A 20,215-nucleotide genomic window follows, 5' to 3' on the forward strand; every position below is an offset into this window, starting at 1 on the left:
CGCACCAGGCCGGCCGACTCGAGGCCGAGCTGAAGAAGATCAAACGCTACAAGCTGATCATCGTGGACGAGATCGGTTACATCCCGTTCGACCCGGACGCGGCGAACCTGTTCTTCCAGCTCGTGAGCACCCGTTACGAGCAGGGCTCGATCATGGTCACCAGCAACCTGCCGTTCGGCCGCTGGGGCGAGACGTTCTCCGACGACATCGTCGCAGCCGCGATGATCGACCGACTGGTCCACCACGCGGAGGTTCTCACCCTCTCGGGCGATAGCTACCGCACCAGATCCCGCCGAGAACTCCTCGGCAAGGATCGCGACTAAACACCCGACAGCTGCTCAACTTTCAGCCGTCGTCTGCTGATCAGATTTCACCCGCCGTTGACAACGTCAAAGCCGCATTCGGCGCCCGTAATCCCGGCTATCCCAAGTGGCTGGAGCAACAGCTCTGGACCGACTGACCACCGACCCTGCACCCAACATCATTCAAGCGTTCTGCGACGAATCCGGCGGGTGGATCCAAGGGGCTAGCGCAACACTATGCGGCCAGGTCCGATAGTAGATGTTCGAGCGCCTCGGCGGGTGTGCGCCAGTCGAGGCGTTTGCGGGGCCGGCCGTTCAGTTCGGCAGCGACGAGATCGAGGTATCCCGGTCCCCATTTGGAGAGGTCTGTACCTTTCGGGAAGTACTGGCGAAGAAGACCATTGGTGTTCTCGTTGGTTCCGCGTTGCCACGGAGAATGGGGATCGCAGAAGTAGATGTCCATGCCTGTGGCGTCGGTGATCGATTGATGGTGAGCCATCTCGGCCCCTTGATCCCAGGTCACGCTTCGTCGTAGTTGCTCGGGCAGCGCGGTTATTTTCGCGATCATCGCCGCCGCGACGTTATCGGCGCTGTGGTCGCCGGGAAGGTGCAGCAGCATCACGAAGCCGGTCGCCCGCTCGACGAGTGTGCCGATCGCCGACCCCGACTCGGTCGACCCGAGGATCAGATCCCCTTCCCAGTCGCCGGGGATCGCTCGATCCTCCACCTGCTTGGGGCGCTCGCTGATGTTGACCATCTCGTGGATGAACCGGCGCCGTTCCGTGGTCCGATGCGGCTTACGCATCGTCCTTCCGGTGCGAAGATGCCTGGTCAACTCTCGTCTGAGTTCACCGCGCCCCTGCACGTACAGGGCCTTGTAGATCGTCTCGTCAGACACGCGCATCTCCGGATCATCGGGAAACTCCACCCGCAGCCGGTGGGAGATCTGCTCCGGACTGTAGTTGCTCGTCAGCCACTGCTGGACCACCTCATGCAGCCGCGGGCAGGCCGCCAACTTCGTCGCAGTCGCTCGATGCGCAGCAGCTTCGGCCCGCCGCTGCGCAGTCGACGCCCGATACCGCGCCGGATAGACGTACTCCTTGCCCTTGACGAACGTCGACGTCGTCCCCATCCGCCGCAGTTCACGACTGATCGTGCTCGGTGCCCGATCGAGGCGCCGCGCGATCTCGTTGACCCCGACCTTCTCGGCCCGCAACAGCGCGATCTCCTCCCGCTCGGCGAACGATAACCGCTGGTAAGAACCACGACACGGGATACGAACAGCTCGCTTCACACCACCACGCTGCCGGAACCACTTGCGGGCGGTGTTGTCCGCCACACCGGCAGCGACGGCGGCCTCAGCAACCGTCAACTCCCGCCGGATCCCAACCCAGAAATCACGCTCACGCTCTGCCAGATACACGACACTTCACCCTTCAGAATGGGTGTTGCGCTAGCCGCTTGGAGCCAAGGCGCCAATCCGTCGCAGAACGCTTCGAAAGATGCTCCGGCCGAGCCATGCTCGACGATCGCCCGTCCGATAGTGTCCGTGCATGCATCCGCTGATCACCAGTCTGGACGCGGCACTCGAGGTCAACTACCCCGAGTTCCACGCCGCCCTCGGTCCCGGCTCCTCACAGGAGGATCTCGACGAGTTGGAGCGCGTCTTCGGCATGCCGCTCCCGCAGCTCTACCGTGACTTTCTCGCCTGGCACGGCCCGCGCCCCCGAGGCTTCCAGCAGGCGGTGCTCTCCGTCGGGAACTACGACATCACGTCCGCGCAGTTGGTGATCGAAGAGGTGCGGCTCATGCGCGACCTGCGGCACGCCGAGACCGGTTGGGTCGAGACCGCCTGGTGGGGCGAGTACTACCTACCCCTCATGCGGCACGGCGGTCCCCAGATCGTCATCGACATGACCGGCGAAGCGCTCGTCAAGAAGTGGGGTGAGCCCCAGTACGCCGGCGCGCCGGGTCAGATCCTCGAGTTCCACCACGCTGACGAGCTGCGAGACATCCACGCACGGGACTTGGAAACGTGGATCGAGACGGTCGCGGTGGCAGCCGAGCGCGAGCTCTTCGCGGACCGTAGCAGGGGTACGTGGGCCGAGCTGGAGCTCGACCAGGACGTGTTCGACACGCTGCTCACAGAGGCGGATCCAGAGTTTCCAGTTCCGGTCAGCCAGTTGCTCGACCTGTCCGACTTCGAGTGACGAACGCGCAGCAGCCCCTCACCGAAACCGGTGCGCCAGTTCGACTCCGGCACCTTCACCGACGAGGGGAACACCTTCACCGGCGCCGCGCCCGGACACCTGGCAGTTGTACGACGCCGTGTCCCCCGCCATCGACGAGCTCGACGCCCGCTCACGATCCGCTGGACTACCCGACTCCGTCAGGTCTGCCCGCGATCAGGGTATGCAGCGGGCGCATAACCCACCGCAAGCATCACAGGTCAGAGGGTATGCGCGGGACGCATCGCTTGCGGGAAGGACCATCGGTTCTCGGCGCGCCCCGACCCCCGACTCCTACCCCGCGGCCAGCGCCCCGCGGCTCCCGCTCAGCCCAGCGTCTCCATCCAGCCGTGCGTGTCCGGCACGGTGCCGCGCTGGATACCGGTGAGGGTCTCGCGCAGGGCCATGGTGATCTCGCCGGACTCACCGTCGCCGATGGTGAAGTCCTCGGATGCGCCCTTGACCCGCCCGACGGGGGTGATGACCGCGGCGGTGCCGCAGGCGAAGACCTCGGTGATGGCGCCGGACGCGGCGCCCTCCTTGAGCTCGGTGACGGTGATCCGGCGGACCTCGGTCTCGAAGCCCGCATCGCGCGCGAGCTGCAGCAGCGAGTCGCGGGTGACGCCCGGGAGCAGCGTGCCGGTGAGCTCGGGGGTCACCACGCGGGCCTCCGAGCCGGAGCCGAAGACGAAGAACAGGTTCATCCCGCCCATCTCCTCGATCGTCTCGTGCTCGAGCGCGTCGAGCCACACGACCTGGTCGCAGCCCTGCTGCGCGGCCTGCGCCTGCGCGACGAGCGACGCGGCGTAGTTGCCGCCGCACTTGGCGAAGCCGGTGCCACCGGGGGCGGCGCGCACGTACTCACGCGAGAGCCACACCGAGACCGGCTTGATGCCGCCGGAGAAGTAGGCGCCGGCCGGTGAGGCGATCACGAGGAACCGGTAGCTGTTGGACGGCTTGACGCCGAGGGTCTCCTCGTCGGCGAAGATGAACGGCCGGAAGTACAGGGCCTCCTCACCACCGGCGGCGGGCACCCAGTCGGCGTCGATCGCGACGAGCTGCTTGAGCGCCTCGATGAACACCTCCTCCGGCAGCGGCGGGATCGCCAGGCGCTCGGCGGAACGCTGGAAGCGCGCCGCGTTCGCCTCGGGCCGGAAGGTGGCGATGGCACCGTCGGGCTGACGGTAGGCCTTGAGACCCTCGAAGATCTCCTGCGCGTAGTGCAGCACCGCCGCGGACGGCTCCATCGGAATGGGGCCGTAGGGCAGGACCTCGGCGTCGTGCCAGCCCTGCTCCTTGCTCCAGCGGAGGGAGACCATGTGGTCGGTGAAGTACCTGCCGAATCCCGGGTTCGCCAGGATCTCGGAGCGCTCAGCCGCAGAGCGGGGGTGGTCGTTGCGGGTGAGGGCGAAGGCCGTGCCAGTTGTCATGAAAGCTGATTCTACGACCCGCGCCCACCCACGCGGGCCGTACCAATCAGTAGGAACCCCGAGTATTTTTTCGGAGTCCCCGCCCGGGCCCCGCGAAGGGGCCCGAGCGCCTACTTCGTATTCGCCTCGACGAACGGCGGCAGCACGACCTCGCACTCGATCCCGCGGCCGCGCACGTCCACGCTCACGGTGTCGCCCTTGGCGACGCCCGCCTCGGAATCGATGAGCGCCAGCGCGATTCCCGTCTTCAGAGTGGGACTGAAGGTTCCCGACGTGGTGGTGCCGATGGGAGCACCGTCGGCCCCGAGGACCGTCAGGTCCGCGCGGAGGACGCCCTTGCCCGTGGCCCGCAGGCCCCAGAGCTTCCGGGCCGGGCCCGCCTCCTTCTCGGCGAGCAGCGCGTCGCGCCCCACGAACTCCGGCTTCTTCCAGCCCACGGCCCAGCCCGCGCGAGCCTGGACGGGGCTGATGTCGACGGTGAGCTCGTGCCCGTGCAGGGGATAACCCATCTCGGTGCGCAGGGTATCGCGGGCGCCGAGGCCGGCGGGCTGGCCGCCACGGGAGGTGATCTCGGGCAGGAGGGCGCGGAAGACGGTCTCGGCGTCGCCCCAGGCGGGGATGAGCTCGTAGCCGTGCTCGCCGGTGTACCCGGTGCGGCACACCCGCACGGGCGTCCCGTTCAGGGAGGCGTCCTCGTAGGCCATGTACTCCATGTCCGTCGGCAGCCCGACGGCCTGCAGCACCTCCGCCGACGTCGGCCCCTGGACCGCGAGCACGGCGTAGTCGCGGTGCTGATCGACGACGGTGACCCCTTCCGGAGCGCGCTCGCGCAGGTGCTCGACGACGGCCGCGGTGTTGGCGGCGTTGGGCACGAGGAAGAGCTCGTCGTCGGAGACGTAGTAGACGATGAGGTCGTCGATGACGCCACCGGACTCGTTGGTGCACAGCGTGTACTGCGCCTTGCCGGGGTGGATCTTGCCGAGGTCGGCGGTCAGGACACGATTGACGAAGTCCGCGGCGCCCGGCCCCGCGACGGTGGCCTTCCCGAGGTGGCTCACGTCGAAGATCCCCACGGCCTCGCGCACGGCAGTGTGCTCGCCGACGGTGCCCGCGTACTTGACGGGCATCGACCAGCCGCCGAAGGGCGCGAACGCCGCCCCCAGCTCCACGTGCACGGCGTTCAGGGGGCCCTCGATCAGCGTCTCGCTCATGACAGCACCCTATCGGGGCCGTGCCGCGCGGGAGATCAGTCCAGTGCCGAAAGGTTGATCCGGAGGGCTAACGGCATCGTCGTCAGGTACTCACCGCGCGCGACCACGCCCTCGTAGGCGCCGTCCACCAGGGTCGCTCCAGCGAGAGGAACTGCGGATCGGGCGCGGCGGTCTTATCCGGATCGTGCGCCCGGGTGACGCGGGGCTACAGGTCCAGCCTGATCACGGCGCCGGGCTGCTCGATCAACACCGCGGTCCCGTCCATCCGGAAGCCGTTGCGGGACCCGATGAGATCCACCTCGCGGTCCAGTGCCGCGAGCCGCTGGGCGGCGTCGGTGTCGGCCGGATCCGCTTCGACCGCTGCGACCAGGGCGGCGCGTTCCGCGTTCCGAAGCCGGGCGAACTCGCCGACCTCCTCGATGGTGGGGTTGCGGCGGCGCAGCTGACGCACCACCGCCGCCACGATCAGCGCGAGCGCGAGCACCACGACGATCACGGTCACCGTCCACGCCACCGGATGTGAGGGGTTTGCGGCGTCCGCGACCATCTGGTCGTAGGTCTTGGTGTACTCGAGCGTGCCGTACTGGCTCCCTCCGCGGTGGTACTCGCAGACGTCGCCGGGGCTCATCGCCCGACCCTCGCACTTCGCGTCCGGTGCCATCTTCGCCGCGAGCCACCAGACCCCGCCGAGCACCACCGCGCAGAACACGACGGCCCCCGCCGTGAATTTCAGGAGGTACGCCCAGCCACCGGTGACCCCGGCCGGCCACGTCGCCCATCCCGCGACCTTCTGCGCGACATCCGCCCGAGCATTCATCGTGGAACCGAACCGGTCCAGCCGGCCGCGTTGCTCTTTCATGGCGTGCACGATACGGCTCACCGATTGCGGATGCCTTGTCCCGCGCTTGGGGCCGGCCGTGTCAGCCGAGCGCCTCCGAACCCCGCCGACCGAGCAGCCTCATCCCCTGGTAGATCACGATCGCGGCGACGGAACCCAGCGCGATACCGGTGAACACCACCTGCCCGAGCGACCAGGTGAAGTCCGCGATCCCGATGATCAGCGGCACGGCTGCCGTCAGTTGGTTGATCGGCTGCGAGAAGTCGACCCGCGCCTGCACCCAGATCCGCACACCGAGGATGCCGACGAGACCGTAGAGCGCCGTCGTGATCCCGCCGAGCACGCCGGGCGGGATCGACGCGATGACGGCGCCCACCTTCGGCGACATCCCCAACAGCACCGCTGCCACGCCGGCCACCCAGTACGCGGCGGTCGAGTATACACGGGTCGCGGCCATGACGCCGATGTTCTCCGCGTAGGTGGTCGTCGCCGACCCGCCGCCCGCGCCGGCGAGCACCGTCGCGAGTCCGTCGGAGACGAGGGCCCGGCCCATCACGGGGTCGTAGTCCTCGCCGGTCATCTGCGCGACGGACCGCACGTGCCCGACGTTCTCCGCCACCAGCACGAGCACCACCGGCAGGAACATCGGCAGCACGGCCCACGAGAACGACGGGGCGTGGAACTCCGGGAACCCGATCCACGACGCGGCCGCGATCTTCGACGTGTCGACCTCGCCGCGGAACGACGCGACGGCGTAGCCGATGAGCACCGATGTGAAGATCGCGAGTCGCCCGAGCATGCCCTTGAACAATGCGAGCGAGGCGATCAGGCAGACCAGCGTGATGGTGGCCGTGACGGCCGCCTTCTCGTAGTTCGCCTTCGCGGCCGGCGCCAGGTTCAGGCCGATCAGGGCCACGATCGCGCCCGTCACCACGGGCGGCATCAGCTTCTCGATCCAGGCGGTCCCCGCGACGTGGACCACCGCGCCCACCAGCATGAGCAACACGCCGACCGCGACGATCCCGCCGAGCGCGGAGCCCATCGAATGCGACGCGGTCGCCGCCGTGATCGGCGCGATCACCGCGAAGCTCGACCCCAGGTAGCTCGGCAGCCGGTTCCCGGTGATCACCAGGAACAGCAGGGTCCCGACACCGGAGAAGAGCAGCGTCGTCGCGGGCGGGAAGCCGGTCAGCACCGGCACCAGGAACGTGGAGCCGAACATGGCCACCACGTGCTGCACGCCGATGCCGAGCGTCTTGGGCCAGGGCAGCCGCTGGCGCGGACCCACCACGTCGGTGCCGTCGACCTCGGCCCAGGTGAACCGCTCACGCAATGTCATGCGGTGCATCTTGGCAGGCGCCGTCCGGGACCCGCGCGCCCCTACCCGTGTGCCGCGAGGTGAACGCTCGCCCGACCCCCGTCGACGTCGAGGACGGTGCCGTGGACGAAGGCCGCGGCATCGGAGGCGAGAAAGACCACCGCGGCCGCGATCGCTTCGGGCGCACCGGATTCCCTGGCGGGTGCGGTCGCCATCAACGGATCGCCAGGGAACCGGCCGGCAGCGACCTCGGGCGGGCGGATCACGCCCGGCGACACCGCGTTCACCCTCACGCCCGACGGACCGTACTGTGCGGCCCACGAACGCGTCAGCGCTTCGAGGGCCGCCTTCGTCGAGGCATACAGGCCGTCCCCAGGCAGGCCGAGCCGGGCGACCCAGGACCCGAGGTTGACCACGGCGGAGCCGGGGGCCATGCGCGGAGCAAGGTGATGTGTGAGGAAGAACGGCGCCTTGACGTTCACGCCGTACATGCGGTCGACAAGAGCGTCGTCCGCGATCGGAGCGTCGGTGCCCGACGGGTAGATCCCTGCGTTGTTGACCAGGACATCTATCCGTCCGCCGGTCAACTCCCATGCGGCGTCACCGAGTGCACGACTGCGAACGGACGAGCCGTCGAGGTCGGCACGGACGAAATCGGCTCGACCTCCGGCCTGCAGGATGGAGTCGATGACGGCGGCGCCCCGCGCCTCGTCGCGCCCGGAGACGACGACGTGCGCGCCTTCGGCGGCCATCGCGATCGCGATGGCGCGGCCGATGTTGCTGGTGGATCCGGTGACGAGGGCGCTGCGCCCACTGTGAATTCCCATGGCCGCGACGGTAGGAGCATTTTTCTGGACCCACGAGTCCAGAAAACGTACGCTCCCCCCATGGCGATCACGGCGAAAGGACGGGCGACCCGGGAACGCATCGTGGCCGGCGCGGCCGACCACCTGCGACGGGACGACCCCGCCGACGTCACGCTCGATGACATCCTCGCCGCCACGAGAACCAGCAAGGGTCAGTTGTTCCACTACTTCCCCGGTGGCAAACCCGAGTTGCTGCTCGCGGTCGCCCACCACGAGGCCGAGCGAGTGCTCGACGATCAGGAGCCCCACCTGTCGGCCCTGACCTCGTGGAGCGCCTGGGAGTCATGGCGCGACACCGTCGTCGCCCGATACCGCGCGCAGGGCTCTCACTGTCCACTCGCGGCGCTCATGACCCAAGTCCGCGCGTCGCCCGGCTCGGACGAGGTCGCCGCCGTCCTCCTGGCCCAGTGGCACGCCCGCCTCGCGGACGGAGTTCGCTCCCTCCGCACGCAGGGACTGGTTCGGGCGAGCGCAGACCCGGACGCCATCGCCTCGGCGTTCGTCGCGGCGATCCAGGGCGGCGTGCAGATCCTCCGCGCCACGGGCGACATCCGGCACCTCGAAGCGGCCCTCGACGTTCTCCTCGCGGACCTGCACCGGCCGTGAGCCGGCCCGGTTCTACCGCCCCAGCACGGCGTCCAGGTAGTCGTTGGCGAAGACGCGGTCGGGATCGAGCTGCTCACGCACGGCCAGGAACTCGTCGAACCGGGGGTAGGCGCCGCGGAAGAAGTCGGCGGTGCGGGTGTGCATCTTGCCCCAGTGCGGGCGGCCGCCGTGGTCGATCATGATCCGCTCGACCTCCGCGAAGTAGTCGCTGGGCTTGTCGCGGATGTAGCGGTGCGCGGCGATGTACCCGGTCTGCCGGCCGGACGCCGTCGAGAGCATGAGGTCGTCGGCGGCGGCGACCCGCACCTCGATCGGGAAGGTCAGGTTCCAGTCGTGGGCCTCGGTCGCGGCCTTGAGTGCGGCGAACGCGGGCATCGTATTCTCCAGCGGCACAGCCCATTCGGTCTCGCGGAAGCGAACCGCGCGGTCGGTCGTGAGCACGTTGGTGGAGTAGTCGATCTCGGTGTGCTCGGAGAGCATCGACGTCGCGAGCGAGACCAGCCGGGGCGTCAGCGACGGGATCGCGCGCCCCGCCTCGCACACGGCGAGCAGCGCACCGGTGCCCACCACCTTGTCGTCCAGGAATCTCTGCACCGCGCCGATCGGCTTGCGCGCGTGGTCGCCCGGGCGGCGGATCTGCGATTTGGTCAGCGTGCCGTCGCTCCCGGGGAACCAGAAGAACTCGAAGTGGTCGACGCCGCGCACGCGCTCGACGAAGCCGTCCACCGTCTCCGCCAGGGACATCGGCGCCTCGGTGGCCTCGAGCACGAACCGGTCCACGCACTGCAGCGTGACCTCGACCAGGATCCCGAGCGCACCGAGACCCAGGGCCACGGCCTGCAGCCGCGGGTCGTCCTCACCGACGGTGATCACCTCCCCCGTCCCGGACACCAGGGTCGCGCCGACCACCTGGGTGGCGATGCCGCCGAAGCTCAGCCCAGTGCCGTGCGTGCCGGTCGAGATCGCGCCGGCGAGGGTCTGCTTGTCGATGTCGCCGAGGTTGCGCATCGCGAGGCCGTAGGGCTCGAGCAGCGCGGGCACGTCGTAGAGGCGGGTGCCGGCGCGCAGCGTCACCCGCTTGGCCTCGACGTCGACGGTGACCAGGCCGCCCTGATGGTCGGGCGCGAGAGCGACATCGCGGGGCGCGGAGATCGCGGTGAACGAGTGCCCGGCGCCCAGTGCCTTGACGGTGCCGCCGCGCTCGCGCGCCCGCTCGACGGTCGTGACCACGGCCTCGATCGTCGACGGCCGCGAGACGTACGCCGGGAACGCGGACGCGGTGCGTCCCCAGTTGCGCCACTCGCCGGCCTTGCCGGTCAGTTGGTCGAGCCCCGGGATCCACTTGTTCACAGGAAGCACTTCCCCTCGCCGCGGTAGGTGGGCACCGTGGCGTGCACGGCACCGTCGGACACGATGACCAGGTTCTCGGAGTGCTCGGCCGGCTCCCCCGCCTTGGTGTGCCGGAACCACACCCGGTCGCCGAGCGAGATCCGTTCGGCGCGATCGCCTTCGAGCGGGGTCTGCACCTCGCCCGCGCCCTCCCGGCCGGTGAGCTTGAGACCGGCCGGCCACACGGGCAGCGGCAGCCTGTCGGATCCGGAGGCGCCGGAGGCGATCCAGCCGCCGCCGTGACAGGTCACGGTCCGCGCGTCGGGGCGGCGCACGACGGCGAGCCCGAAGCCCATCGCGGGCGCGGGGCGGAAGTGCGAGTAGCCGTCGAACAGGTGCGGGCCGTAGAGGCCGCTGCCGGCCGCGATGTCGGTGATGTTCGGGTCCTCGGCGTTGCGCTCGAGGGACCCGGTGCCGCCGCCGTTGACGAACTCCAGGTCGGTGATGCGCCGCAGGTCCGTGAGAATCTCGAGCCGCCGCGCGACGAGCTCGTCCCAGGAGGCCCGCTGCATGGTACGCAGCAGCGCCCCCGCGCCGGGGCGATTGATGCTCAGGTCGCCGACGCCGGCGATCTGGGCGTCGTAGGTCATCACGCCCACGAGTCGGAAGCCCTTGCGGCCCACCACGGTCGCTGCCAGGACGGCCGCCTCGGCGCGGTCGCGGATCGGCGAGCGGCGCGCCCCGATCGTGCCGAGCGCCGGGGCGCGGTACGAGGCGTCGATGTCGATGCACACCCGCAGCTCGGGGCGGCGGCTCGGGGGCACGGCGGCGTCGATGAGGTCGAGCTGGTCGGCGTCGTCGATCATCAGCGTCACCCGCGCGGCGGCCGCCTCGTCGGCGCCGAGGGCGGCGATCGCGCCGAGGTCGGCGCTCGGGTAGGCCACCACCACGTCCGGACAGCCGGGCCGCGCGGCGCCGGTGTGGTCGACGCCGTCCGCGGCGAGCCAGTGCGCCTCCGCCACGTCGTAGGCGAGCACGCCCGCGTAGCCGGGCACGCGCAGCAGCGCGTCGATCACCGGCCGCGATCGCAGCGACTTCGACGCCACCCGGATCGGCGTGCCCGCGGCACGGCGGAGCATGTCGGCGGTGTTGTACCGCAGCGCGTCCAGGTCGGCGGCCAGGATCGGCGCGTCCAGGCCGTGCGTCGCGGCGTCGATGGTGGCCCAGTAGGACAGCGGGTCGATCTCCCAGTCCCGGTCCAGTGACGACGGTGCCGCCCCCAGGTCCAGCTCGATCGCTCCGGTCGTGGTCTCGCCCGTGCCGTTCCCCGTCATGAGGACCGATCGTACGTGCGGCACGGGGGATGTCCCAGGCGTAACATCGCGGCGACGCGACGACCCGTCCCACCCCGACGAGAGGAACCCCCTTGAGCACGCCGTTCTCCGGACCCGCATTCACGCTGACCGACGACCTCGGAGCAACGACGGACGTGCTCGTCGTGGGTGTGTTCTCCGGATCGGACGGCGCGGCGATCACGCTGGACGCCGGCGTGCCCGAGGCCGCGCGCGGCCCCGTGGCGGACGCGCTCGCGCTGGTCGGCGCGACGGGCAAGGCGGGCGAGACGGTGCGCGTCCCGACCCCGGCCGGTTCGGGTTTGGGTGCTGCGACGGTGCTCGGCACGGGCCTCGGCGCCGCGCCGGCCGAGAGCGCGCTGGTCCCCGCGGAGACGGTGCGCCGCGCGGCGGGCGTCGCGGCCCGTGCCCTCGAGGGCACGGCCGCCGCGGCCACGACGCTGTCGTCGCTCGACCTCGGCGCGACCGTCGAGGGCGCCCACCTCGGCGCCTACCGGTTCGCCGAGTTCCGCACCACCTCGGCGCCGAAGAAGGCCCCGCTGGCCGCCCTCGCACTCCTGGCGACCCCGGGTTCGGAGGCCCTCGCAGCGGAGGCGCGCGGCACCGTCGAACAGGCCCGGCTGACGGCGGCGGCCGTCTCGCTGGCCCGAGATTTCGTGAACACCCCGCCGAACGTGCTGTCCCCCGGCGAGTTCGCCGACCGGGCGCGGCGGCTCGGCACCGAGGCGGGCCTCGAGGTCGAGGTCTTCGACGAGGAGTACCTCGCCGGGAACGGCTACGGCGGCATCGTCGGGGTCGGCCAGGGCAGTTCGCGCCCGCCGCGCCTCGTGCGCCTGCGTCACGTCTCCGGGGTCGACGGCGCCAAGCACGTCGCGCTGGTCGGCAAGGGCATCACGTTCGACACCGGCGGCATCTCCATCAAGCCGGCCGCGGGCATGGAGAACATGACCTCGGACATGGGCGGCGCGGCGGCGGTGATCGCCACGGTGATCCTGGCCGCGCAACTGGGCCTGCCCGTCGACGTGACCGCGACCGTGCCGATGGCGGAGAACATGCCGTCCGACACCGCGCAGCGCCCGGGCGATGTCATCACGCACTACCCCGGCGCCGGCAACGGTGGCGTCACGGTCGAGGTGATCAACACCGACGCCGAGGGGCGCCTCATCCTGGCCGACGCCATCGTCCGCGCCTGCGAGGACGATCCCGACTACCTCATCGACACCGCCACGCTCACCGGCGCGCAGATGGTGGCGCTGGGCACCCGCACGCCGGGCGTGATGGGCACCGACGCCTTCCGCGACCGGGTGGCGGAACTCTCGCAGTCCATCGGCGAGAACGGGTGGCCCATGCCCTTCCCCGAGGAGCTGCGCGCCGACTTGGGCTCGCGCGTCGCCGATCTCGCGAACGTGAGCCCGCACCGGTGGGGCGGCATGCTCACCGCCGGCGTGTACCTGCAGGAGTTCGTGGCCGACGGTGTGCAGTGGGCCCACATCGATGTCGCCGGACCGGCTTTCAACACCGGCGGCCCGTTCGGATACACGCCCAAGGGTGGTACGGGCGTCCCGGTCCGCACCATGCTGGCCGTGCTTCGCGACATCGCGCAGCGGGGCTGAACTCCCACCCGCTGGGAGTTCACGGCGAGTAAGCCCCCAACCGCCGCGCGGACCGGGCCCCTGAGGGTAGGGTCTGATGTCGGCGGAGGCCACCAGCCGAAGCCCGCGTTCAGCTCGTATCACAGCAGATAACCGAACCTGAGGAGTCAGAGGACATGGCCTTCTCCGTCCAGATGCCGGCACTCGGCGAGAGCGTCACCGAGGGCACCGTCACCCGGTGGCTCAAGCAGGAGGGTGACACCATCACGGTCGACGAGCCCTTGCTCGAGGTCTCGACCGACAAGGTCGACACCGAGATCCCCGCCCCGGCATCGGGCGTGCTGCTGAAGATCCTGGCGCAGGAGGACGACGTCGTCGAGGTCGGTGGCGACCTGGCCACGATCGGTGAGGCCGGCGAGGCCGCGCCCACCGCCGCTGCCCCCGCGCCCGCCGCTGAGCCCGAGCCGGCTCCGGCCCCCGCTGCCGCCGCCCCGGCCGCGCCCGCGGCCCCCGCTGCTCCGGCCGCCCCCGCGGCGCCCGCCGCGCCCGCGTCCGGCACCGAGGTGAAGATGCCCGAGCTGGGCGAGTCGGTCACCGAGGGCACCGTCACCCGCTGGCTCAAGAGCGTCGGTGACGAGATCGCCGTCGACGAGCCGCTTCTCGAGGTGTCCACGGACAAGGTCGACACCGAGATCCCGTCGCCCGTCGCCGGCACGCTGCTCGCGATCAGCGCCGAGGAGGACGACGTGGTCGCCGTCGGCGGCGTGCTCGCGATCGTCGGCTCCGGCGCGCCCGCGGCTGCTGCCGCACCGGCGCCCGAGCCCGCGCCGGCCCCCGAGCCCGCGCCGGCCGCTCCCGCCCCGGCTCCTTCTGCTCCCGCGGCGCCCGCTGCTCCGGCACCCGCCGCTGCGGCACCGGCGGCTCCCGCCCCGGCCGCTCCCGCGTCGTCCAGCGGCTCCTCCGATTCGACGCCGTACGTGACCCCGCTGGTGCGCAAGCTGGCCGCGGAGAACAACGTGGACCTCGGCGCGGTCACGGGCACCGGCGTCGGTGGCCGCATCCGCAAGCAGGACGTGCTCGCCGCGGCCGAGGCCGCCAAGGCCCCCGCTGCGGCCCCGGCTGCTGCCGCCGCCCCCGCGGCTGCCGCACCGGCGGCACCGTCGGCGCCGAAGGGCGCACGCCCCGAGCTGGCGGCGCTCCGCGGCACCTCGCAGAAGACGAACCGCATCCGCCAGATCACCGCCAGGGTCACCCGGGAGTCGCTGCAGGGTTCCGCGCAGCTCACCCAGGTGTTCGAGGTCGACTTCAGCAAGATCGTCGCGCTGCGCGCGCAGGCGAAGGCCTCGTTCAAGGCCAACGAGGGCGTCAACCTCACGTACCTGCCCTTCATCGCGAAGGCGGTCATCGAGGCGCTCAAGGTGCACCCGAACGTCAACGCGTCGATCAGCGACGACTTCAAGGAGATCACCTACCACGGCGGTGTGAACCTGGGCATCGCCGTCGACACCCCGCAGGGCCTGCTGTCGCCGGTGATCAAGAACGCCGACGATCTGTCGCTGGCCGGGCTGGCGCGCGCCATCGTCGACCTCGCCGAGCGCACCCGCAACAGCGGCCTCAAGCCCGACGAGCTGTCCGGCGGCACCTTCACCATCACCAACATCGGCAGCGAGGGCGCGCTCTTCGACACCCCGATCCTGGTCCCGCCGCAGGCGGCGATGCTGGGCACCGGCGCGATCGTCAAGCGCCCGGTCGTGGTCAAGGACGCCGCGGGCACCGAGTCCATCGGCATCCACCCGATGGCCTTCCTGCCGCTGACCTACGACCACCGCCTCATCGACGGTGCCGACGCGGGTCGCTTCCTCACCACGGTCAAGCACCGTCTCGAGGAGGGCGCGTTCGAGGCCGACCTGGGCCTCTAGGCGCACGACACACCCGGACTCATGGAACGACGGGTCGCCCTCGCCGGATCGTCGGGGCTCATCGGCAGCGCGCTGTCGAGAGCACTGACCCGGCGGGGCGACACCGTCGTTCCGCTCGTTCGGGGCGATGCCCTCCTGCCCGCCGGTGCGCTCCCCTGGGACCCGCGCCGCGGCGAGGTCCCGGACCTCGCCGGGTTCGACGCGGTGATCGTGCTCAACGGCTCCCCGATCGCCGGCCGCCGGTGGACCGGCGCGGTCAAGCAGGACCTGCGCGACTCCCGGATCGAGCCCGCGGCCGCGCTCGCCGAAGCGGCGGCGCGCGATCGCGTCCCGGTGTTCCTGGGCCCGAGCGCGATCGGCGTCTACGGCGATGCGGGCGAGGCCGAGTGCGTCGACGGCTCCGTCGGCACGCCGCCCGGCACGGGGTTCCTCGCGGGCCTGTGCGTCGAATGGGAGGCCGCTGCGGATCCCGCCCGCGCCGCGGGAGCCACCGTCGCCCATCTCCGCTTCGGCCACGTGCTCTCCGGAGCCGGCGGGCTGCTGCCCGTGCTGCGCCGGGTCTACCGCCTCGGCCTCGGCGGACGCCTGGGCAGCGGCCACCAGTGGATGTCCTGGATCGCTCGCGACGACGCCGCCCGCGCCGTCCTGCACGTGCTCGACGGTGCCCTCGCCGGCACGATCGCGGGCCCCGTCAACATCGCCTCCCCCGCGCCCGTCCGGCAGCAGGCCTTCAACGAGGCCCTGGGGCGCGAGCTGCATCGCCCCGCGCGGTGGGTCGTGCCGCGGTTCGCCCTGCGCGCGGCGGTCGGCGAGATCGCCGACGAGGGCCTGCTCGGCTCCCAGCGGGTCGTGCCGCGCGTGCTGCACCAGAGCGGATTCCGCTTCGCGCACACCGCACTTCCCGGCGCTCTCGCCGTGTCGATGACCGACGAGGCGTAGCGTCAACGGCATGCCCGCACGCTCCGCCCGCGCCGAGTCCACCCCGATCGTCGTCGAGGACCTCGGCACCATCGGCTACCAGGAGGCCTTCGACCTCCAGCACGATCTCGCGAACCAGCGCGCCGACGGCGCGATCGACGATCGGCTGCTGCTCCTCGAGCACCCGCCCACGTTCACGGCGGGCAAGCGCACCGAGCCGCAGGACCTGCCGACGGACGGCAGCACCGTCATCGACGTGGACCGCGGCGGCAAGATCACCTGGCACGGCCCCGGCCAGCTCGTGGGCTACCCGATCATCAAGCTCGGCTCCGCGATGGACGTCGTCGACTACGTCCGCCGCATCGAACAGGCCCTCATCGAGGTCTGCCGGGGCCTCGGGCTCGACGCCGGGCGGGTCGAGGGCCGCTCGGGCGTCTGGTTCCCCGCCGACGGTGCGCGCCCCGAGCGGAAGGTGGGGGCGATCGGCATCCGCGTCGCGCGCGGCGTCACCCTGCACGGCTTCGCCCTCAACTGCGACAACACGCTCGGCGGTTTCGACGCGATCATCCCGTGCGGCATCCCCGATGCGGGCGTCACGACGCTGAGCGCCGAGCTGGGCCGCGATGTCACCGTCGGTGAGGTCCGCGACGCCGTGGTCGACGCGGTGCAGCGCGCGCTCGACGGCGACCTGCCCGTCACGGACGAGTCCCTGCACGCCGCCGATCACGCCTGATCGGCAGGCCCCTCCTCCGCGTCGTCGCGGACGCCGCGGGCCCAGGCCTGCGCCCACAGCTCCAGCGGGCCGAGGGCGATCAACAGGGCCTTGCCCTGGTAGCTGAGGCGGTAGGCGCCGTCGGCCGTCTGCGTGACGATGTGCGCCGCGGTCAGTTCCGAGAGCCGCTGCGAGAGCGTGCTGGACGAGATGCCCTCGATCGCGGTGCGCAGCTCCGAGAAGCGCGCCCTGCCGAACCGCAACTCCCACACGATGCGCAGGGCCCATCGCCGGCCGAAGAGGTCGAGCGCGGCCATCATCGGACGGCCGCTGTCCGACCCGCGGACCGGCCGCCCCGGTAGCGGGCGGTCGACGTCGTCGTGATCCACGTCACTCCTCCTGTCGCTGTGCGTCCGAACCCACACCGGATCCCACTAGGCGAACCTCAGCGATAGAGATACGGTTCACACCTATCAGTTCGGTTCGATTTTTGGACCACGGCCGGAGTCCCTCCGGCGAACCGGGAGGTAACCGTGATCGAGGCCCATGGTAGTTCGGCGACGAAGGAGCCCTTCTTCGCCCGGATCGGCCGGCTCTGCGTGCGCTACGCAGCCTGGATCCTGCTGTTCTGGGTCGCCCTCGCGGGCATCCTCAACGTCGCGGTCCCGCAGCTCGAGGCCACCGTCCACAAGCACTCCGCGCCGTTCATCCCCGGCGACCTCCCCGGCGTCGACGGCCTGCGCGCCATGGCCCACGAGTTCGGCACCCCGTCGTCGACCGCGCAGGGCAATGTCATCATCGCCGCCGAGGGGAGGATCGGACCGGAGCAGGAGCAGTACTACCGGACGCTCACGACGGCGTTGGAGGCCGACAAGGAGCACGTCGCCTACGTCATCGACACCTTCGGCAAGCCCGCCGCCCGCGAGGTGGGACTGAGCCCCGACGGCAAGGCGATCAACCTCCTGGTCGCCGAGGTCGGCGACATCGGTTCCACCCGCGCGCAATCGAGCACCGAGGCGATCCGTGCCACGATCCGGTCGATCCCCGCGCCGCCCGGCACCACCGTCGAGTTCACGGGCACCGCACCGACGCTGTCCGATCTGTTCACCGCGATCGACTCCTCGCTGCTGGTGATCACCGCCGTGTCCGTGGCACTGATCACGGCGCTGCTGCTCATCACCTACCGGTCGGTGGGCGCCGCGCTGGTGCCGCTGCTGACCATCGGCCTCTCCCTCGCGGTGGCGCGTCCCATCGTCTCGCTGCTCGGCGAGCACGAGGTGATCCCCGTGTCGAACTTCTCCATCGCGATCATGACCGCGATGGTGCTCGGGGCCGCCACCGACTACGCGATCTTCGCGGTGGCCGGCTATCACGAGGCCCGCCGCGCCGGGACCGCCTCCGACGAGGCCGTGGTCGCGGCGTCGTCGCGGGTCGGCCGCATCATCGCCGCCTCCGCGCTCACCATCGCCGTGGCCAGCGGCGCCATGATCTTCTGCAAGGTGGGCATCTTCGTCACCGCGGGCCTGCCCACGACGATCTCGATCATCACCACCTGCTTGATCGCCCTCACCCTGCCGCCCGCCCTGCTGCGCTTCCTCGGCGCCCGGGGCTGGGTGGAGCCGCGGCCGGGCACGGAGAAGCGCTGGCGACGGACCGGTGCGCGGGTGATGCGCCGCGCGGTGCCGCTGTCCGCCGCCGCCCTGGTCGTCCTGCTCGCCGCCGCGGCGGTGCTCCCGAGCATGGTGATCGGCTTCGACGAGAATCGGATGCAGCTGCGCGCCACCGACTCCCGCAACGGCTACGAGACGGTGACCGAGCACTGGGGCGTGAACGAGGCCGTCCCCGAGTTCCTCCTGATCCGCACGGATCACGACATGCGCAACACCCACGACCTCGCGGCGCTCGAGGCGGTAGCGATCGGCGTGAGCAACCTGCCGCAGGTCGCGTACGTCCGGTCCATCACCAGGCCCGACGGTAAGCCCATCCCCGAGTCCGCCGTCGGGTACCAGACGCAGCAGGTTGCGAACGGCCTGGGCGACGCGAACCGTCAGCTGACGGAGGCGTCGCCGCAGCTCAAGGCGCTCGCGGCCGGTGTCGATCAGCTCAACTCCGGGGCGAGCGAGGCCTCGCGCCGCGTGCCGGAGCTCGTCGCGGGCACCCAGCGGGTGACCGGCCTCGCGTCGGGCGTGCTGGACGCGCTGACCTCCGCCCAGCAGGCGCTCGCGACCGCGAGCGGAGGCACCGTCGACGTGAACGCCGCGACCGCCCTGCTGCGCACCGCCGTGTCCACCCTGACCACTGCGGCCGACGCGGTGCGGACCGCACAGCGACAGCAGTCGGCCGCGGGCATCGGCGAGGTCTTCGGGCCGCTGGTCGGCCCGATCTCGCCGTCCTGCACCGCCGACGCGAACTGCGCCGCCGCGCATCGGGCGTTCGCCGAGCTCGATCGCGCCACGTCCGGGCGGGCGTCCACGGCGGTGCGCGCGGCCACCGTCGTCCTGCCCACCGGCACGACCGATCGGGCCGCGACCGCCCTCGCGCAGGCCGACGACGCCCTGGCCCGGCTGCAGGGTCTGCTCAAGGGCCTGGGCGGGCTCAGCCCCGAGCAGGTGAAGGGACAGCTCGCCGAGCTCAACGCCGGCGTCACGCAGTTGAGCACGGGCCTCGCGCAGCTGAGCACGGGCCTCGGTCAGGTCAAGACCGGCACCGACCAGGTGGTGGAGATGACGGGCCGCCTGCAGGTCGGCCTCGGGACCGCCACCGACTACCTCACGGGACTGAGCGCCGGCACCACGTCCGGCCCGGGCCGGGGCTTCTACCTCCCCGCGCAGGGTTTGCACTCGGACCGCTTCGTCGACGGCTCCCGGGTGCTCCTGTCGCCCGACGGCCGCACGGCCCGCATGCTCGTGGTCTGGAACATCAACCCGTATTCGGACGAGGCCCTCGACACCGCGGCGTCGATCCCCGCCGCCGCGCGGGCAGCGGCGAAGGGCACCGTCCTCGAGTCGTCCACGATGGACGGTTTCGGGCTCGCGTCGATCTCGGCGCAGATGCGGGAGCAGGTGCTGCGCGACTTCCTGTTGTTCGGCGTGGTCGCAGTGATCGGTGTCTTCCTCGTGCTGCTGGTGCTGCTGCGCTCGGTGATCGCGCCGCTGCTCATGGTCGCCACGGTGGTGCTCTCCTTCGCCGCCGCAGCGGGGGCTTCCGTCCTGTTGTGGCAGCACGGCCTGGGCATCCCCGTCGACTGGTCGGTGCTGCCGATCTCGTTCATGGCGCTGGTGGCCGTGGGCGCGGACTACAGCATGCTGTTCGCCGACCGGATCCGGGAGGAGGCCGCGGGCGACTCGACGGTGCGCGGCGTGCTCCGCGCGTTCGGCACCACCGGCAGCGTGATCACCACGGCCGGCCTGGTGTTCGCGATCACCATGTTCGCCCTCATGAGCGGCAGCGTGATCAACCTGCTGCAGATCGGGTCGACCATCGGCATCGGGCTCCTGCTCGACATCGTGGTGGTGCGCACCGTCTTCGTCCCCGCCGCGATCACAGCCCTGGGCGACCGGGTCTGGTGGCCGTCGAAGCCCTGATCCGCCGGGC

Annotated in this window: 17 protein-coding genes; 8 read left to right on the forward strand and 9 right to left on the reverse strand. The window is 71.0% G+C overall.

The features are described from left to right. On the forward strand, positions 1-323 hold a 323-nt coding region (locus AXK61_RS17630; RefSeq protein ID WP_197466861.1), incomplete at its 5' end, for an ATP-binding protein. Between the two features lie 214 nt (positions 324-537). Here the strand turns inward: AXK61_RS17630 and AXK61_RS17635 are convergent. Next, a complete protein-coding gene (locus AXK61_RS17635; RefSeq protein ID WP_414930009.1) occupies positions 538-1,674 on the reverse strand; it encodes an IS30 family transposase in 1,137 nt (378 codons plus the stop codon). Between the two features lie 181 nt (positions 1,675-1,855). On the opposite strand from AXK61_RS17635, the gene AXK61_RS17640 reads away from it, so the two are divergent. Then, complete coding sequence (locus AXK61_RS17640) at positions 1,856-2,512, forward strand: SMI1/KNR4 family protein (RefSeq protein WP_068746514.1); 657 nt, start codon at positions 1,856-1,858, stop codon at positions 2,510-2,512. A gap of 344 nt (positions 2,513-2,856) precedes the next feature. On the opposite strand, the gene AXK61_RS17645 is transcribed toward AXK61_RS17640, so the two are convergent. From AXK61_RS17645 to AXK61_RS17665, 5 genes are all read right to left on the reverse strand, one after another. After that, positions 2,857-3,960, reverse strand: a complete 1,104-nt coding sequence (locus tag AXK61_RS17645) for a branched-chain amino acid aminotransferase (protein ID WP_068746515.1) — start codon at positions 3,958-3,960, stop codon at positions 2,857-2,859. 110 nt (positions 3,961-4,070) lie between these two features. Further along, positions 4,071-5,171, reverse strand: a complete 1,101-nt coding sequence (gene gcvT / locus AXK61_RS17650) for a glycine cleavage system aminomethyltransferase GcvT (RefSeq protein ID WP_068746516.1) — start codon at positions 5,169-5,171, stop codon at positions 4,071-4,073. Positions 5,172-5,376: 205 nt separating this feature from the next. Then, the gene (locus AXK61_RS17655; RefSeq protein ID WP_068746517.1) at positions 5,377-6,030 is read right to left on the reverse strand and encodes a hypothetical protein; all 654 of its coding nucleotides are present in this window, start codon (positions 6,028-6,030) and stop codon (positions 5,377-5,379) included. A 61-nt stretch (positions 6,031-6,091) separates the two neighbouring features. Further along, on the reverse strand, positions 6,092-7,348 hold the full coding sequence (locus AXK61_RS17660; protein WP_068746670.1) for a uracil-xanthine permease family protein: 1,257 nt from the start codon (positions 7,346-7,348) through the stop codon (positions 6,092-6,094). A gap of 41 nt (positions 7,349-7,389) precedes the next feature. Continuing rightward, a complete protein-coding gene (locus AXK61_RS17665) occupies positions 7,390-8,154 on the reverse strand; it encodes an SDR family NAD(P)-dependent oxidoreductase (RefSeq protein ID WP_068746518.1) in 765 nt (254 codons plus the stop codon). 60 nt (positions 8,155-8,214) lie between these two features. Here AXK61_RS17665 and AXK61_RS17670 point away from each other — a divergent pair, with 60 nt between their 5' ends. Then, on the forward strand, positions 8,215-8,799 hold the full coding sequence (locus tag AXK61_RS17670) for a TetR/AcrR family transcriptional regulator (RefSeq protein ID WP_068746519.1): 585 nt from the start codon (positions 8,215-8,217) through the stop codon (positions 8,797-8,799). Positions 8,800-8,811: 12 nt separating this feature from the next. Here AXK61_RS17670 and AXK61_RS17675 read toward each other — a convergent pair whose 3' ends face one another. Continuing rightward, positions 8,812-10,149, reverse strand: coding sequence for a D-arabinono-1,4-lactone oxidase (locus AXK61_RS17675; RefSeq protein ID WP_082789419.1), 1,338 nt, complete (start codon positions 10,147-10,149; stop codon positions 8,812-8,814). Further along, on the reverse strand, positions 10,146-11,462 hold the full coding sequence (locus tag AXK61_RS17680) for an alanine racemase (RefSeq protein WP_156485736.1): 1,317 nt from the start codon (positions 11,460-11,462) through the stop codon (positions 10,146-10,148). The genes AXK61_RS17675 and AXK61_RS17680 overlap by 4 nt, the downstream gene beginning before the upstream one ends. Positions 11,463-11,554: 92 nt before the next feature. On the opposite strand from AXK61_RS17680, the gene AXK61_RS17685 reads away from it, so the two are divergent. From AXK61_RS17685 to lipB, 4 genes are all read left to right on the forward strand, one after another. Continuing rightward, on the forward strand, positions 11,555-13,093 hold the full coding sequence (locus AXK61_RS17685; protein ID WP_068746520.1) for a leucyl aminopeptidase: 1,539 nt from the start codon (positions 11,555-11,557) through the stop codon (positions 13,091-13,093). A gap of 155 nt (positions 13,094-13,248) precedes the next feature. Further along, positions 13,249-14,991, forward strand: a complete 1,743-nt coding sequence (gene sucB, locus AXK61_RS17690; RefSeq protein ID WP_068746521.1) for a 2-oxoglutarate dehydrogenase, E2 component, dihydrolipoamide succinyltransferase — start codon at positions 13,249-13,251, stop codon at positions 14,989-14,991. A gap of 21 nt (positions 14,992-15,012) precedes the next feature. Continuing rightward, positions 15,013-15,930, forward strand: a complete 918-nt coding sequence (locus AXK61_RS17695) for a TIGR01777 family oxidoreductase (protein ID WP_068746522.1) — start codon at positions 15,013-15,015, stop codon at positions 15,928-15,930. Between the two features lie 10 nt (positions 15,931-15,940). Next, positions 15,941-16,642, forward strand: a complete 702-nt coding sequence (gene lipB, locus AXK61_RS17700) for a lipoyl(octanoyl) transferase LipB (RefSeq protein ID WP_068569245.1) — start codon at positions 15,941-15,943, stop codon at positions 16,640-16,642. On the opposite strand, the gene AXK61_RS17705 is transcribed toward lipB, so the two are convergent. Then, on the reverse strand, positions 16,633-17,010 hold the full coding sequence (locus tag AXK61_RS17705; protein WP_068746523.1) for a winged helix-turn-helix transcriptional regulator: 378 nt from the start codon (positions 17,008-17,010) through the stop codon (positions 16,633-16,635). The two genes, lipB and AXK61_RS17705, sit on opposite strands and share 10 nt — an antisense overlap. A 144-nt stretch (positions 17,011-17,154) precedes the next feature. On the opposite strand from AXK61_RS17705, the gene AXK61_RS17710 reads away from it, so the two are divergent. Next, complete coding sequence (locus tag AXK61_RS17710) at positions 17,155-20,205, forward strand: MMPL family transporter (protein ID WP_231855594.1); 3,051 nt, start codon at positions 17,155-17,157, stop codon at positions 20,203-20,205. Positions 20,206-20,215 lie beyond the last annotated feature (10 nt).

The sequence above is a fragment of the Tsukamurella pseudospumae genome (assembly GCF_001575205.1).
GTDB classification, from domain to species: Bacteria; Actinomycetota; Actinomycetes; order Mycobacteriales; family Mycobacteriaceae; genus Tsukamurella; species Tsukamurella pseudospumae.

Excerpts from the sequence above, each read along its gene's own strand:
- AXK61_RS17640 (WP_068746514.1), top strand. The coding sequence starts at position 1,856 with ATGCATCCGCTGATCACCAGTCTGGACGCGGCACTCGAGGTCAACTAC.
- AXK61_RS17645 (WP_068746515.1), bottom strand. The coding sequence starts at position 3,960 with ATGACAACTGGCACGGCCTTCGCCCTCACCCGCAACGACCACCCCCGC.
- gcvT (WP_068746516.1), bottom strand. The coding sequence starts at position 5,171 with ATGAGCGAGACGCTGATCGAGGGCCCCCTGAACGCCGTGCACGTGGAG.
- AXK61_RS17655 (WP_068746517.1), bottom strand. The coding sequence starts at position 6,030 with ATGAAAGAGCAACGCGGCCGGCTGGACCGGTTCGGTTCCACGATGAAT.
- AXK61_RS17660 (WP_068746670.1), bottom strand. The coding sequence starts at position 7,348 with ATGACATTGCGTGAGCGGTTCACCTGGGCCGAGGTCGACGGCACCGAC.
- AXK61_RS17665 (WP_068746518.1), bottom strand. The coding sequence starts at position 8,154 with ATGGGAATTCACAGTGGGCGCAGCGCCCTCGTCACCGGATCCACCAGC.
- AXK61_RS17670 (WP_068746519.1), top strand. The coding sequence starts at position 8,215 with ATGGCGATCACGGCGAAAGGACGGGCGACCCGGGAACGCATCGTGGCC.
- AXK61_RS17680 (WP_156485736.1), bottom strand. The coding sequence starts at position 11,462 with ATGACGGGGAACGGCACGGGCGAGACCACGACCGGAGCGATCGAGCTG.
- sucB (WP_068746521.1), top strand. The coding sequence starts at position 13,249 with ATGGCCTTCTCCGTCCAGATGCCGGCACTCGGCGAGAGCGTCACCGAG.
- AXK61_RS17695 (WP_068746522.1), top strand. The coding sequence starts at position 15,013 with ATGGAACGACGGGTCGCCCTCGCCGGATCGTCGGGGCTCATCGGCAGC.
- lipB (WP_068569245.1), top strand. The coding sequence starts at position 15,941 with ATGCCCGCACGCTCCGCCCGCGCCGAGTCCACCCCGATCGTCGTCGAG.